Origin of the sequence: Streptomyces sp. NPDC058289 (assembly GCF_042880975.1) — a bacterium.
GTDB lineage: Bacteria > Actinomycetota > Actinomycetes > Streptomycetales > Streptomycetaceae > Streptomyces > Streptomyces stoeckheimensis.
The window spans coordinates 57,775-72,456 of record NZ_JBHVYI010000026.1 but is presented as its reverse complement, the minus strand read 5'-3'; the positions used below and the strand labels follow the sequence as shown (position 1 = coordinate 72,456).

Here is a 14,682-nt window from a genome sequence, read left to right as displayed (position 1 = left end):
GGTGGTGCTGGCCGAAGTGGTCGGGTACCTCTCGCTGGACGGCGCGCTGATCGCCCAGCAGGCCATGCATCAGCCGCTCGCCCAAAGTCAGCGTGCCCGGGCGAGGTCCAGCAGGTCGTGCATGACCGCCACCGTAAGTGCCGGATTGCCTGCGGCAGCCGCAGCATGTGCCGGCAGGGTGAGCCGCCGGAGCAGTTCGTCGGCGGGCAGCCGGGGGTCGCTGACCGCCCAACCGCCCACCTCGGGGTCGTCGGCGAGCCGCAGCACCAGCTCGGGTCCGGCCTCCGGGTCGTCCAACGCGGCGTGCCGCAGCCGCGGGTTCGGGTCGTCGGCGAACCGGGCCAAGCCGGGCCGGGCGAAGTTGCGGTGGTTGCGGAACCCCGACCAGTACCGGTCCTGCACCGTGGCGTACAGCTCCACCAGCAGCTCGTGCGGCGCGTCCTCGCACGACTCGGCCAGCGTGCGCCGCACCCACTCGTCCTCGTCCGCGGCCAGCAGGACCACCACGTCCGGCGCCAGGTGCGGCTGAGCCGCGAGCACCCGCCGCAGCCCCACGTGCGCCGACCTCGCGATCCGGCGGGCCGCGCCCGGATCGGTCGCCTGCCGTGCGATCCAGGACGGCGGCGACCAGAACTGCCGCCACACCTCGCAAGGGATGGCCGTTCGCTGCTCCTCCGTCAGCTCCTCTCGCATCGACACCGCGAGCCGGACGTCGTTGTCGGGATCCTCCGCCAGTCGAAGGGCCAGGACGGTCGGTACCTCGGGATCAGCGGCGGCCTTCATCCGCACCGCCGGATCCGGGTACGTCACCCGCTGCTCCGCCGTCAGTACGGGCGGCGGCTCCTGCACCGCGACGGGCGGCTTCTCACCGGCGCCGACGATCCGCCGGATCTTCGGTTCCGGGTCCTGCGCCAGGATCTCCAGCACCCCGGCAGGGATACGGCGCTTGTACTCGAAGAGCATCACCGCGTACACGAACCGGACCCGTGGTTCCGGATCCCGCGCGAGCCGGGCCAGCACGTCGACGTCCGCCGTCGCGTTCTCCGCAACGTCCAGACGGTGCTGGACCCGCGGCGAAGCCACCAGCAGCTCCGTCGCTGCCGCATCCAAGGTCCTGTACTTGAGCCAAAAGCTCGGCATCGGCAGCTCGTCGAACTCCAGCAGCCGGGCCAGCGTCTCCACCGGCAGCACCCGATTGATCGCCAGCCCCTGGAGCCAGCCGTCCACCACATCGCCATCCGCAGCTGCGCGCGCCAGCGCCCCACCCAGTCCGTCCATCCCGCCATTCTCGCTGCCCCGACGTCGTGGGCTCGCCGCTGGCCGGCGCCACCAGGCCCGCCCAGCGCTGGCACACGCCCGGCATGGAGGAGCACGGAAAGGGACGCTGGGGCCTGGTCGCGGCTGCCGTCGCGATTTTTTGATCGGCGCTTGCGGGGCTGTGTGTTCGGGCCGGTGGTCCGGCTGGACACCGGTCCTGGTGCAAGCCGGTGGTGGCCGGCCGGTCCGTTTGGTGCCCGCGGGCAATGGGGTGCGGGCACCAGTGGCGATCGTCGCATGGGGGACTGTCAGCGCCGGTCCGGTTGGTTTCCGCGCGGGCCCTTGTCGACGATCACGTAATTCGTCCCGTCACCCTCCTGGCGGCCCTCGTCACGGAGCTGGCCCGGCTCGATTTCAGCGTTCCCGACCAGGATCTGACCATCCCCCTTTCCCGTGTGCCCACCCGCCCCCGCAGTGGATTCGAGCTGTGCCTGCGGTAACGGCGCAGCCGTCCCTGGCCCTCGCGCGGGGCTTCAAAGGCCTTGCCCGCCCTGAACCAGCATTTCCAGGTGGTCGGGCACGCCGTCCGGCCCCGATTCCCGCAGCACCCCTCGCTGGCCGCCTGTCCGCGCAATGGCGGCGCCGCGCTCATCCGTGCAACCGGCCGCCGCCGGAGTGCGACGGCGCATTCCGCACCGTTTGGAGGGGGCCGGCACGCGCCGAACGGCGGCGCGGTGTGAGGCGTTTCCCAGCCGGGCCTGCCCCAATTCCCCGCGTCCGGGAGAAGACTTGCCACAGCCACCTACCTGCACGGCCGCCACGCCCAGACCGCCACCGCCGACGCCGGCCAGCCGAGACCTCTCCCGGGCGGGAAAGGTGAGGAGGGGTCAGGGCGCGGTGTCAGTGCCGGCCGGTCCCGGCGTGTCGAAGCGGATGTCGTCGGAGCGGCAGCGTTCGGCGGCCATGTTGCGCTGCATCATCCGCAGCGCCGCCTCCGCGAGGTCGGCGTGGATGTGGGCGACGGCGTCGGTGGGCACGACGACCTTGAAATGTCTGACGTGCGCGTCCAGCGCCGAGTACAGCACACACTGCTCGGTGACCTGCCCGCACAGGACGAGCCGCTCGATCTCCAGCTGTCCCAGCAGATAGGCGAGGGGTGTCTCGAAGAAGATCGAGTGGCGGGCCTTGATGACGAAGAGCGATTCCGCATCGGGGGTGACCGGCTCGACGAGGTCGCGGTGACGGCCGGCGAGAGCTGTCTGCAGGAGTTCGCCGTGGTGGGAGCGCCACTGTCCGAAGTTGTCATTCACGTAGATCACGGGGGATCCGCTGGCCCGGGCCCGCGCGATGAGCGCGGCGATAGCCGGCAGCGCCTTGCGGACGGAGGCAACAAGCGTATCGGCGTCCTCGTGCTCGTAGGTGTTGATCATGTCGATCACGACGAGTGCCGTACGCGGCATGCGAGGTTGCCTTCCGTCGGGTGACCGGTCTTCCAGCATCGCCTGGCCAGAGCCGGCGTGCAGCTCGTGTCCAACCCCTTCACCGCGGCCTTGCCAGCCCCACGGTGGGACGAAGAGCGCGGGGTGTCGGACAGGATGGAACCGGCGCCGGTCTGCCCGCGAGCGGGTGAAGAGTGGCTGAGTTGAGGAGGTCGCCTGCACGGGAGGACGCGGTAAGTGCGTGACGTCCGACGCGGATGGCTGTCCGTGTGGATTCCCTGCGGCGGGGGCGGAGCCCCCCCCGCCCCATGTCTCACGGAACGAGTTCCCGGCCTTCGCGTCACACGACCCGTCCGGCAGGGCCTAGCCGGCGGCGATGTCGGGGCCGGGGAGGAGGGTTTCGTCGAGGCGGTAGCCGAGCAGCTGGAGCCCCCGGGCGATCGCCATTGCCTCGGCGCGACGTTCGGCAACTTCAGGGGGTTCTACCGCAGGACCCGGATCGGTCGCCGGGTCAGGTGGGGGAGGGGTGATCGCGATCACCGAGTCCCAGGCCTCGCGGGCGACGGCCTCCGCCACCCCATCGGCGACACGACCTCGTCCCGGGAGCCGCTCCGGGGCGGAGTCCGTACGCCTGAGGTAGGCGTCGATGGCTGCGTGTGCGGCATGGACGTCGGCTACGTCGACCGGTTCACGTTCCGGTTCTGTCGTCATGGACGCACCGTAGGCGCACACGGACACGGCGCGGAGCAGCGCCACGCTCGGTGCCCGCAACCGCGCCGCCTCATGGAGAGCCTCATACGGCGCCACCGCAACGGGCCTGCCTGTCAGCCCACCCTTCCCGCTGGCCGGACGGTGTCACCGGCGCGCTAGGCGCTGGGCAGCCGGCCGGCGGCGAAGTCGGCACCCGCTCGGGGGGCAGCTGTGGCGGATGGCGTAGTCCCGCGGCTGCTCGCCTCTCGCATCGCGCAAGCCGTGCGTCCGGCCTCGTCTGTATGCCGGTATCGGCGGTCGCGCCGTCAGTGCGCCGTGCTTTCCGCAGGGGGGTCCTGTGGGTCGACGCCGGTGATGGCTGAGGCGTCCCGGGTGCCGCTGGGGCGCCGGGAGCGGCCCTTGGGGCCGGTGTCGTGCATGCCGTCCTGGTGTCCGCCCTTGCTCTGCTCCTCGCCACGGTCGCCCATGCTTTTCACCGGCCTGCCGTGCGGATTGCCTTCCTCTTCTTTGGAGACCGTGCGGCCGGGGCCTTTCTCGGGTGCGTACTCGTCGGGATGGAACGAGCGGTGCGCGCTCGGGTTGTCCTGCTGGCGGGTCGCGTCGACGTCAGGCGACCAGCCGTGCTGCTCGGTGCCCTGGTGCGGGCTGGGCCCTTCTCCATGCCGCGGCTGGGAGGGTTTCGGCTGCTTGGCCATGGCTGTACTCGCCTCTCCGGCGTGCGCTCCTGGCCCCCGCTTCTCCGTCAGGGGGAGAACCACTTCCAGCGTAGGCACGCTCCGGCGCTCCGGGCTCCGGCTCGGCCCGCAGGTGTCCTCGACGCTTCCCCCGGGTAGCCGCACCGGGAGTGACACCGGGACCGCCCGAGCTGCCTCCAGCGTCCGGCCGATCCCTGGGCAGCTGCGCGCCGCATTCCGGGAGGAGGCATGACACACGCGACACACCACAGGCCGCTGAACGGCCGCGTTGCCGTGGTGACCGGTGCCGCGCGCGGCCTGGGAGCCGCCATGGCCCGGGAACTCGACCGACGGGGCGCAACGGTGGCCCTGCTGGGACTGGAACCGGACCGGCTGGCCGGCATCGCCGGCTCGCTCCAGCACGACGCCGCCTGGTGGGAGGCCGACGTCACCGACGACGCGGCGATGGCGGACACAGCAACGCGCGTTACCGCCCGGCTCGGGCCCGCCTCGGTGGTGATCGCCAACGCGGGTATCGCCGAGGGCGGACCCCTCGCCCACTCCGACCCCGACACCTGGCTGCGTGTCATCGAGGTCAACCTCATCGGCAGCGCAGGGACCGCCCGCTCCTTCCTCCCCTCGCTGCTCACGACGGGCGGCCACTATCTCCAGATCACCTCGCTGGCCGCCATGGGCACGTCGCCGCTGATGAGCGCCTACCGCGCCTCCAAGGCAGGACCCGAGTCCCTCGCCCACGCCTTGCGCGCCGAACTCGGCCCCGAGGGAGTCGGGGTCGGTATCGCCTACATCAACTGGATCGACACCGACATGACCCGCGACGCCGACCAGTACGCGGTCCTGCGCGAACCGCGGGCCCACATGCCCCGGCCCGCCCGCAAGGTCTACCCGGCCGATTACGTGGCCGCGCGTCTGGCCACCGCCGTCGAACGCCGCAGGGCCGCCGTCTACGCGCCCGCATGGCTGCGAGCCGTCCAGCCGGTGCGGGCGTACCTCCCGCCGGTCATGACCCGTATCGCGCGCACCGAGCTGCCACGGCTCGCCCGCTCGGCTCCCTTCGAGGCCACGGGCATGCTGGGCGCCGGCGGCCGTGCGGACGAGGACGCCCGCGAGGGGCGGTAAAGCCACCCAGGCCGGACTCGTCGTCGTTTTCCCAGGGGCTCGGCCGGGCAGGCGCCGCAGATCATGGCCAGGCCGGACTCGTTGTCGGGGCTACGACACCGGCGGCGAGTACGTCCCCGTCGAGCCGAAGGAACGCGGCTCGGAGTACGGGATCTCCCCGGCAAGACCAAGGCCTCCGACGAGGAACTGAAGATGGCCGACCAGCTCATGGAGGCCTTGAGCATGGAGTGGAACCCTGTCGAGTTCCACGACAGCTTCCGCGAGAAGGTCGCCGCCATGATCGAGTCCAAGTAGGCCGGCGAGACCATCGCGAAGCCGAACCCGCAGCCGAGCCAACCGGCGTCGTCGATCTCATGGAGGCCCTGCGGGCCGGCGTCGAACGGGCGGGCAGCCCCAAGCCTGCGTCCGACAGGGCCCCGCGCCCATGCAGGACCTGACCGGCCTGACGAAGGCCGACCTCTACAAGAAGGCCGCCGCCAACATCCCCGGACGGTCGCCGATGACGCGCGCCGACCCGGTGAAGGCTCTGGCCTCCACCGGACGGTGAACGGCTCCCGGGCCGTTACCCAAAGAGGTATTCGTGAAGGTATTCAAAGGTGCATACTCGGGAACATGGCAGATACGACCGTGAAGATCGACTCCGAGACCCGAGACCGCCTCGCCGCCCTCGCGGCCGCCCACGGCAAGAGCGTCCGCGCCTACCTGGCCGAGCTCGCCATCGAGGAGGAGAACCAGCTCGCCCTCGGCCGGGCCACCGCCGCCTTCCGCGAAGCCGTCAGCCGGCCCGGCATCGCCGACGCCTTCGACACCGAGTACGGCGGCCTCCCGTCGTCCGCGAGCGCGCGCCGGGCGGCCTGACCTTGGAACTGCACATCGACATCCGGTGGCTCCTGGACCGGCAGGAAGAACTCCTTGGCAAAGAGTTGGGAGTCCTGGACTACTCGGGCCTGGTCGCCGCGGTCGCCCGCCACCGCGTGAACACACCCGCCCTGGCCACTGATGAACCCGACGCCTACTGGCGGGCCGCAGCCCTTATGGAGCAGATCGTCCTCCTGCGCCCACTGCCGGCCCGTAACGAATTCTTCGGATACGGCGTCGCCGTCGCCTACATCCGGGCCTCCGGCAAGACCGTGGGCGACACCTTCGAACCCTGGCGCGACCTCATCAACGACATCCGCGCCCTACGTCTGAACGTCTACGACGTTGCCGACCGCCTCCGCTCGCTACGCCCCGCTTCCTGATCAGGCGCGCCTTCGCCGGGGCGCGTTCCTTGGCGAGGACGCGGCCGGGAATGCCGCGGGTCCGGCAGCCCGCCCGTACGACAGCCATCGCCGCGGAGTGGTTGCGGCGGGGTCGGCCACATCGCGTCAGCAGCCCGCTCCCTCTGTCCGATCCGGGGCGGTGTGCTCGCCCCACGCAGGGTCCGGATCGACGGCAGGGAAACGGTCGACGGGCGCGGACGGGGCATCCGTCGCCCACCACGGAACGGCCGTCCTCCGCCGCCAGCGCGACCAAGGTCCGAGTCGGTGACGTCCTCGCCCAACGCGTGCAACAGCACGAGCGGGACAGCATCCAGCGGCCCCGACACCTGATAGGCCAGCCGGACCCCTCCCACGTCGACCGAGCGGTGATCAACCATGTCCGGAGGAACCCGGGCCGGAGGAGTCACCTGCTTTCTACCCCGGGTTTTCGCCGCGATGGCTGCTGCATGGGCGGGCGCTGCTCCGGTTTTGGGGCCGGCCGGGGGCATGCCGGTAGCCGGGATGGTGTCCTCCGTGTGCCTGCCCCGTTACGGCGGGAATACTTCACGTGTCCGCGTTGTGACGCATCGTCTCTGGTCTGAAGGGGTTCCTTATGTCGGAGCCTGCAACCCGCCCTCACCCGCCTGCCGGGAGTGTCCAGGGCGGCCCCCCGGTGTTGCCGCCGTCGGTGGCGCGGGCGGTGGGGACGGTGATGGCCATGACTCCCTGTCCGGCGCGGGAAGCGGAGCGGATCCTGCGGGCCGCCGCCGACCTAGCCCTCACCACGGTGGAGGACCTGGCGGCCGCGATGACCACGGCGACGGCCGAGGTGCCGCTGCCGGTGCACTTGGAGCGGTCCTTGCGCACTGCGATCGGGGCCGCCCGTACCCCGGCGCCGTCCTCGGCGGTCCGGCCGGTTTGTCTGATGCCGAGTACGGCACGGACGGAGGAGGTCTTGACGCGCTTGCGGCGGTGTCAGGCCCGGCTGGCCGCGGCGCCCGGTGATCCGGATGCGGTGCGGGCGCTGGATGACGCCGCGTACACGCTGTGCGTACTGATGGGCCGGCCCGTCACGCACGAGGCCGTCCTCGCCGCGGAGGAACACCTCGCCACCCACCAGGAATGAGCGCGGAGCCGGAGCCTACGGTGTAGCCGAGGCCGCGGCGGCCCTTGCTCCTCCGGGAGCCTGGTGCGCCCACACCGCGCACCTCCGTCCCGGCCCCATCTCGTGGCCATGAGTTGCTGGGGCTGGGGTTGCCAGCCGGTGACCTGGACTCTCAGGCGCATGCGCTCTGCGCTCCGGTGCAAGTCCAGGAGGTGGAGCAGGCCGTCCGCGTCCATGGCCGGAGACACCGTGCAGGTCCACCAGGAGGTCTCGTTCGTCCATGGTGACGTGGTCCAGCGCGCGCTGGAGTACCTCGCCTGCATCCTCATCGAGCTTCCCGTCGGCGCTGACCAAGACCGAGCTGCCGCAGTGCTGAACATTCACGTTGATCAAGTTCTGCTCCCGTCACCCGCAGGCTCCGAACCCACGGGGCCACCATCCTGACCCGGCGCGCGGTGGGCCCGGTGCGAGGCGCGCAGAAGCACCAGCTGCGGCGGTGTGGCGTGCCGCTGTGTCACCGGAGTCGAGGGCTTCGCGGCTGAGTGCCGCGGAGCCGCCGCCTTCCGGGGTATGCCAGAAGGGCCCGGATCCTTGTGGATCCGGGCCCTTCTGTTCAGTAGCGGGGACAGGATTTGAACCTGCGACCTCTGGATTATGAGCCCAGCGAGCTACCGAACTGCTCCACCCCGCGTCGGTAGAACCCACCTTACGCCACTCCAGGACCGCCTTCACCGTCTTCGCCCTGCTCAGGGGTCTGGCGCATGGTGGCGGGGTCTAACGCGCTGGGCTGGGTACGCCAGTACCCCTTGCTGTAGGCGGCCTGGGTGTGCGGCCCGGCCGGCTCCCGGCGGACGGTGTCCCGTGCGGCCGTGGCCTTCGCCGGCCCTCAACCAAGGGAGCGCAGCTGTGTACGGCATGCCTACGGAGGCATCGTCCTCCGCGTCCAGGCGCGGACTAGCACGGGACGGATGCGCCGGTGAGGTGCGGCATCGAGAGGTATCGGTTGCGTTGAGCCGGCCCCGGCGGCCCCTGATCTCGCCGGCGCCGAATTGAGGGCGGCGTGACCGCATCGTCCTGTGCACGTTGTCTCCGTATGACCTTGGACCAGATCGAGGACCTTCTGGACGAGCCTGGCGACCGGCTGCCACTTCTCACCCGGGGCGAGGCGGGCGCACTCGTTGCCCTGCTCGGCCGGCTCGCTGACCGCGACGACGACCAGCTCCAGCGGGCCGCGCTCGAGCTTCAAGCCCGCCTGGGAACGCGCCTTGCGATGCCGCAGGCACGCCGGCCTGCCCGTGGGGAGGCGGGAGGGATGCGGGATGTCGCTACGGGCACCGGGTGATAGATGGGAGCGCTTCTATGGCCGGGTGATCACTACACTGCGCACCGCGCTCGACGCTGCAGTCATGGCCAGCCGTCTCTGCCTGCCAACGTCGCCAGGGCCTCCGACGGCCCCCGCGCCGTCATCGCGCCCTCGGAGAAGGTGACCATCGAGGTCGCTGCGGTCAACGGTTCGGGATACCGCCAGGGCGGTCGGCGCAGCGGCAGCCAGTAGAAGCTGATTCCCGCACCCGTATCGCCGGGGCTCCCGGGTGGGTCGCCGCCTCCACGAGGTGGCGGCCCAGCCTGCTGCCCAGCAGGCTGGTGACCGACTGGGCCGAGCGGAGGGGCAGGCCGGTTGGACACTGGACCATCCCTGCCCGCGCAACGGCGGCGCCGCGCTCATCCGTGCAACTAGCCGCCTCCGAAGTGTGACGGCGCATTCCGCAGAGTTGGAGGAGGCCGGCATGCGCCGAGGAGATCGTGTCCCGGACGGGCAACAGGGACGGGGGCACGCGCCGGCGAGGCGAAGTCGTCGACCAAGTCCGTCACCCAGGACACATCCTTCAGCAAGCGTGGGGGCCAGCACGTGCACAGCGGCTCCCAGGAACCGACCTACGAACAGCTGTACAACGAGGCCAAGCAGCGCAACATCAAGGGCCGCTCCAACATAGACAAGTCCGATCTGAAACGAGCCCTGGGCCACTGAGACGACGTCAACGGCCTCCACCGCGGGGGACATTGGCGCCGTAGCCAGCCAGCTCTGCCGATGCCCGCCGAACCCGGCCTCCTCGCCCCGCATCCTCCAGCGCCTCCGCCCACGGCTCTACGCCCGTCTTCGGGCAGGCGCACCTGCGCCGCCTCAGCCCGCTGCCACCGGACCGGTGCCGGCTGTGCAGACATGGAACAGGGATGCGCCGCCACCCGTGCGGGGGATGGGCTGACAGCAGGGGCTGGTTGGCGGCGGAGAGGCGGCGGAACCTGGCGGGGGGAGGGTCGTTGGGATCCTGAGAGTTGCACTCTGGACCGGAGGAACCGTTGTGGGCCGTGGTATCGCCGTGGACGACCGCTGTATCGGGGCATTCCGCGAGCTGAAGGAGAAGCGGGATGTCAACACGGTGATCTACCGGCTCGCAGACTCCGCTGATTCCCTCGTGGTCGAGGGTCAGGGCAACCTCACACACGACGAACTCCTGCTGGCACTGCCCGCTGACCAGCCGCGACTCGTCCTCTATGACCTGCCTTTCGCGAGCGAGGACGGAACGCGGCAGAACCGGATCGTGTCCATCTGTTGGCTTCCGGCCTCGGCCACTCCCCAAGACGAACCCGCCTGCAGCCAAGCCCAGACCGCTCTGGCAGATGCTGTGGACGGCGACCTGATGGCCATCACCGCGACAGCTCTGTCAGACCTGGCCTACCCCCGCCTCGTCGCCCAGGCCAACTGACCGACGCCCGCCGGACTAGAGCCGACCAGTGCGGCGCGGCCAAACCCCGCCCCCGCGTGGGGCGTCTCCCGGCCGGGCCTGCCCTAACGCCCCGCGTCCGGGAAAGGACCTGCCGCAGCCACCAATCCGGACGGGCGCCAGGCCCAGCCCACCGGCGGTGGCGAGGGCGGCGCCGGTGGGCCGCCCTGCGTCGCGTGATCGTCTCAGTAGGCCTCATGGCTTGTCTGCCCGACGACCGCCGCAATCGCCCCTGGGGGCCCCGGGCCAGGAATCGGAAAGGCCTTCACCTTCCGGGGGAGTCGCGAGGCACGGTCAAAGCCGTCGGGTGGACCGTGCCAATCGTCGTGGTGTTGTTCGCGAGCCAGCGCCACCTGTCCATGGCTGGATGTCGGGTCGAAGCCGGTGTGACCCCAGGCGGGATGTACGGCCACCGGGTGAAGTTCTGTTCGACATGCTGCTTTGTGTTCGCTTCCGCGGTTGGGGCGCGGGATGCTCTGACGGCTTCCGGCCGGAGCGTGTCCCGTTCGTTAGGTGTGAAGGAGCCTGCACATGCGTCCTCTTGTCTCCATGAGGTTGATTGGCGGTCTGGTGCTGCCCGCGGCGTTGGCGGTGGCCGGTGTCGCCTCACCGGCGTTCGCGCACGGCACGCAGGCCGCTGCCACGGTGGCGTCCGCCGGGCAGTCCTGGAGTCCTGGGTCAGGCGGGTGCGACGAGGACGAAGGGCTGAAGACGGTCCGCAGGGCGAAGGACGGCGGGCGGGCGACGATGCGCCCCGCAGGCTGTAGCAGCCCAGGACCGAAGGGCCCCAAGGGGGACCGCGGCCCCAAGGGAGACCGGGGCCCGAAGGGCGACCGTGGGCCTCAGGGCGTGCCCGGGCCTGCGGGTCCGTGTGTCTCGGTGGACTCCTACCAGCCTTCTGGTTCCGAAGAGTTCACCGCCCGGCTCAAGGACGGCAAGACGTTCCTGGGCCGTCGAGCGAAGATCATGGGAGTCTGGGGCAACATCGCCTGGACCGACCTGACCGTGGCACCGGTGACCGGGTACCCGCAGGGCGTGTGCTCGGTGACCGTCAGCGCTCAGGGCAACGACCTGTACGTGAAGGCGGCCACGCTCCGCGGCGCGCTGTATCAGACGCACTGCGACATCAACGGGGCAGCGGTCCTGTGTGACGAACCCTGGATCGCCACCGCGTCCTGAACCACGGTCGCGTCGAGGCTGGGGTTCCCGCTCGGGGAGCCCCAGCCTATCCAGCAGCGAGCGGGAGCTATCCGGACGCAGATCGCCCAGGGCTACCGGCCTGCCCCAGCTGTACCTCGCCCGCACCATCGAGCGTTTGGTCCGCACCCGGCTCGCCACCCCGACACCCTGTTCGGGGTACGACCTGACTTCCGGGCTGTGAGGGGGTCATGCTCCGGGCTCGGTGTCGTGGGACTGGCCGGGGCACGCCGGATCCAGTGCGCTGGTGTGCTCGCTGTGCGCACAAGGGGAACGCTTCAAGTCCCACTCGGGCGCAGGCCGCGCTGCCCGTCCACGTCACAACGCGCCGTTCGCTACGGCCGCGCAGGCGGAGTTCCGTCGGATAGACCCGCCAGTCGCCGGACGGCTGTGTGCTGACAGCATCCCCACCGCATGTTGGTGTCAGGCGGACAGCGACTCAACTGGCGAGGAAGATGCGGTGCGGCTGGTCGAAGACCGCTGCCTGCTGCCAACGCTCCAGCCTGCGCCAGCAGGTCTGGCCGGAGCTGAATCCCAGTACAGCGGGAGCAGTTGCCAGGCGCGTCGTCGCAGAGGATGTACGGAGGACCTGTAGATACAGCCGGTCCGCTACTCGCCGAGGCCCCGGCGACCTCTTCGGCCAGGGCGGCAGCAGCGGCTCGATCAGCGCCCACCAGTTGTCATCCACGGTCGCGTGCCCACGGCATCCCGAACGGCCGAATCGGCACACTGGTCACGGCCGGCCAGGGCATCTCACCAAGATCTTGTTACGAGCTCTCAAGGGGCGGGGATCGACGCGTGTGGTTGGCCGGTCAGGCCGTCTGGCGCGTCTCGTGGGCGGGTGGGTGGGGTCGCACGTGGGCGATGACGAGGGCAACGTCGTCGGCGGCGTCGGGGTGGCGTAGTGCGGCCAGGAGCCGGTCGCAGGTCGCCTCTGGGGGGAGGCTGGGATCGGTGAGGAGCCTGAGGAGCAGGCCCAGGCGGTCGTCCAGGGCATCGTCGCGGGTTTCGACGAGGCCGTCGGTGTACAGGACCAGGCGGTCGCCTGGAATCAGGTCGAGGACGCTGGTCTCGAACGGGGCGCCGCCGAGGCCGCCTGCGCCGAGCGGAATGCCGGTGGGCAGGTCGAGTAGCTCGGGGGCTTGTCCCGACCGTATGAGGACGGGGGGCAGGTGGCCGGCGAGGGCGATGCGGCAACGGGAGCGGTGCGGGTCGTAGGCGGCGTAGACGCAGGTCGCGATGGTCTGGTCCAGTCCGGCGGTGATGTGGTCGAGGTGGCGCAGGACGCTGGCCGGGTCGAGGCCGATTTCAGCCAGCGTGCGGGTGGCGGTGCGCAGTTGTCCCATGGTGGCGGCGGCGTGGACTCCGTGTCCCATGACGTCGCCGACCACGAGGGCGGTCTTGTCCCCGGTCTGCGGGATCGCGTCGAACCAGTCGCCGCCGATCCCGCTGGCCGCTGCCGCGGGTTGATAGCGGTAGGCGATCTCCAGGCCGGCGGCCTGGGGCGGGGGGTGCGGCAGAAGGTGGCGCTGGAGGGTGAGGGCGGTGCCGTTGGCGTGCTCGTACCAGCGCGCGTTGTCGATCGCGATGGCGGCGCGGGTGGCCAGCTCACCGGCCAAAGTCACGTCGTCGCGAGTGAAGGGGAGCGGATTGCGGGCACGCACGAGGCCAAGGACGCCGAGGACCTGGCCGCGGGTGGTCAGCGGCACCGCCAGGTAGGAGTGCACGCCCTCCTCGGCGAGGACTACTGCGGCGGCCTCATCGCGTGCGATGTGCGCCAGATCGGGGCGCGTGACGTGCGCCACCAAGACGGGACGCCCGGTTCTCACACAACGCGTGACCAGGCGGTCGACCGGATAGGAGGCGCGCTCGCCCACAGGGTCAGCCGCGTGGACGATGTCCGTCTCGTAAGCCGCCGCTATGGCCAGGGCCCTGAAAAGAGCCTGCTCCGACGTCGGGCCATGCCCCGTCGTCGTGCCGCCTTCCAGAACGGATTCGAGGACGTCGACCGTAGCGATGTCGGCCAGGTCGGCCACCAACAGTCCGGCAAGTTCGCGGGCCGTGCACGACAGGTCCAAGGTGGTACCCACCGTGACGGACGCCCTGGCGATCAGGTCCAGGCGCCGGCGGGCTTCATCGGCCTCAGCGGCCGCGAGATAGCGGTCGGTGACGTCCGCTACTGACAAAGCAACGCCGATCACCCGCCCGCCGGGGTCCTCCAGCCGGAAGTAGGAGCCCGACCAGGCATGCTCCCGCTCCGGGTCGGCGGGAGTACGCCCGGTGGCAAACTGATCCAGCAGAGGAACGCCGCTGGCCAGCACCTGCCGCATGGAGGCTTCGATCACGTCGGTGTCCAGGAACGGCAGCGCCTCACGGACGGTACGGCCCAGGTGCTTCTCGGCGGGCAGGCCATTGATCCGCTCCAGCGCCGGGTTGACCAGGACGTAGCGCAGGTCGGTGTCCAGAACAGCCAGCCCGAGCGGGGACTGCGCCACCAGCCGCACCGACAGGGCCAGGTCCCGTTCCACGCCGCGCAGAACGGCCTCGTCGCAGGCGATCCCCAGGGCGTACACACCCCCCTGCTCGTCCAGCAGCCGCATGTTACGAAACTCCACCAGCCTCGTGGAGCCGTCCTTGTGCCGCACCGGGAACACCCCGGCCCAGGCACCGCCCCCCGCCATGACCTTGGCAAACAGCTCCAGGACCAAGTCGACGTACTCGTCGGCGACCAGCAACTCGGCCGCGTACCTTCCCAGCGCCTCCTGGGCGGACCAGCCGAACAAATCCTGGGCCTGAGGGCTCCACAACGTGATCCGCCCCTCCGCGTCCAGCACCACCGCGGCCACGCTCAGCACATCCAGCAGACCACCGGGCTCGGACGGAACCACACCCACCGGACCGGCCCCCACCCGGAACGCCTCGGACGCGACCATGACCGGACCTCCTTAACCCACCGTGGCGGCCTCCGGCCCGACCACCCGGGATTCCGCCCGCCTGTGTCGGCCGCCCTCTCATCCTCCTCCCACCACGCCCAGGCGGCAGCCTCCGCCAACGGCGGCCGGGAGGACAGGCGCCCCTGGGCCGAGGCGTGCGGAAGCCGCCGCCCGGTGGAGGTGGCGCGCCAAAAGCTGCCCC

Annotated in this window: 14 protein-coding genes and 1 tRNA gene; 8 read left to right on the top strand and 7 right to left on the bottom strand. The window is 70.7% G+C overall.

Translation table 11 applies throughout. From position 1 onward, the window contains the following. Positions 1 to 87: 87 nt before the first annotated feature. From ACFVX6_RS16060 to ACFVX6_RS16045, 4 genes are all read right to left on the bottom strand, one after another. Positions 88 to 1,278, bottom strand: coding sequence for a hypothetical protein (locus ACFVX6_RS16060; protein WP_389691819.1), 1,191 nt, complete (start codon positions 1,276 to 1,278; stop codon positions 88 to 90). 866 nt (positions 1,279 to 2,144) lie between these two features. Further along, positions 2,145 to 2,717: a cysteine hydrolase family protein gene (locus ACFVX6_RS16055; RefSeq protein WP_389691817.1), complete on the bottom strand. Its 573-nt coding sequence runs from the start codon at positions 2,715 to 2,717 to the stop codon at positions 2,145 to 2,147. Between the two features lie 342 nt (positions 2,718 to 3,059). After that, positions 3,060 to 3,407 (bottom strand): hypothetical protein, encoded by a 348-nt coding sequence (locus ACFVX6_RS16050; RefSeq protein WP_389691815.1) that lies wholly within the window; start codon positions 3,405 to 3,407, stop codon positions 3,060 to 3,062. Positions 3,408 to 3,712: 305 nt separating this feature from the next. Further along, a complete protein-coding gene (locus ACFVX6_RS16045; RefSeq protein WP_389691813.1) occupies positions 3,713 to 4,102 on the bottom strand; it encodes a hypothetical protein in 390 nt (129 codons plus the stop codon). Between the two features lie 228 nt (positions 4,103 to 4,330). On the opposite strand from ACFVX6_RS16045, the gene ACFVX6_RS16040 reads away from it, so the two are divergent. The 5 genes from ACFVX6_RS16040 to ACFVX6_RS16020 all read left to right on the top strand — a co-directional run bounded on the left by ACFVX6_RS16040 (position 4,331) and on the right by ACFVX6_RS16020 (position 7,588). After that, on the top strand, positions 4,331 to 5,221 hold the full coding sequence (locus ACFVX6_RS16040; protein ID WP_389691811.1) for an SDR family oxidoreductase: 891 nt from the start codon (positions 4,331 to 4,333) through the stop codon (positions 5,219 to 5,221). A 424-nt stretch (positions 5,222 to 5,645) separates the two neighbouring features. After that, entirely contained in the window at positions 5,646 to 5,768 is a 123-nt protein-coding gene (locus tag ACFVX6_RS16035) for a hypothetical protein (protein WP_389691809.1), read from the top strand. A 65-nt stretch (positions 5,769 to 5,833) separates the two neighbouring features. Continuing rightward, complete coding sequence (locus tag ACFVX6_RS16030; protein ID WP_389691807.1) at positions 5,834 to 6,079, top strand: antitoxin MazE7; 246 nt, start codon at positions 5,834 to 5,836, stop codon at positions 6,077 to 6,079. 2 nt (positions 6,080 to 6,081) lie between these two features. Next, the gene (locus tag ACFVX6_RS16025) at positions 6,082 to 6,462 is read left to right on the top strand and encodes a toxin Doc (protein ID WP_389691805.1); all 381 of its coding nucleotides are present in this window, start codon (positions 6,082 to 6,084) and stop codon (positions 6,460 to 6,462) included. Between the two features lie 718 nt (positions 6,463 to 7,180). After that, a complete protein-coding gene (locus ACFVX6_RS16020; protein ID WP_389691803.1) occupies positions 7,181 to 7,588 on the top strand; it encodes a DUF5133 domain-containing protein in 408 nt (135 codons plus the stop codon). 596 nt (positions 7,589 to 8,184) lie between these two features. On the opposite strand, the gene ACFVX6_RS16015 is transcribed toward ACFVX6_RS16020, so the two are convergent. Further along, a tRNA-Met gene (locus ACFVX6_RS16015) sits at positions 8,185 to 8,258 on the bottom strand. A gap of 408 nt (positions 8,259 to 8,666) precedes the next feature. On the opposite strand from ACFVX6_RS16015, the gene ACFVX6_RS16010 reads away from it, so the two are divergent. The 3 genes from ACFVX6_RS16010 (at position 8,667) to ACFVX6_RS16000 (ending at position 11,529) form a co-directional block, all read left to right on the top strand. Beyond that, the gene (locus tag ACFVX6_RS16010) at positions 8,667 to 8,909 is read left to right on the top strand and encodes a hypothetical protein (RefSeq protein WP_389691801.1); all 243 of its coding nucleotides are present in this window, start codon (positions 8,667 to 8,669) and stop codon (positions 8,907 to 8,909) included. 1,018 nt (positions 8,910 to 9,927) lie between these two features. Continuing rightward, positions 9,928 to 10,332 carry a hypothetical protein gene (locus ACFVX6_RS16005; protein WP_389691799.1) on the top strand — a complete coding sequence of 135 codons (405 nt, stop codon included), beginning with the start codon at positions 9,928 to 9,930 and terminating at the stop codon, positions 10,330 to 10,332. Between the two features lie 897 nt (positions 10,333 to 11,229). Next, entirely contained in the window at positions 11,230 to 11,529 is a 300-nt protein-coding gene (locus ACFVX6_RS16000; protein ID WP_389691797.1) for a hypothetical protein, read from the top strand. A 457-nt stretch (positions 11,530 to 11,986) separates the two neighbouring features. On the opposite strand, the gene ACFVX6_RS15995 is transcribed toward ACFVX6_RS16000, so the two are convergent. Beyond that, a complete protein-coding gene (locus ACFVX6_RS15995) occupies positions 11,987 to 12,235 on the bottom strand; it encodes a transposase (protein ID WP_389691795.1) in 249 nt (82 codons plus the stop codon). A gap of 124 nt (positions 12,236 to 12,359) precedes the next feature. Beyond that, positions 12,360 to 14,480 carry a SpoIIE family protein phosphatase gene (locus ACFVX6_RS15990; protein WP_389691793.1) on the bottom strand — a complete coding sequence of 707 codons (2,121 nt, stop codon included), beginning with the start codon at positions 14,478 to 14,480 and terminating at the stop codon, positions 12,360 to 12,362. Positions 14,481 to 14,682: the final 202 nt, after the last annotated feature.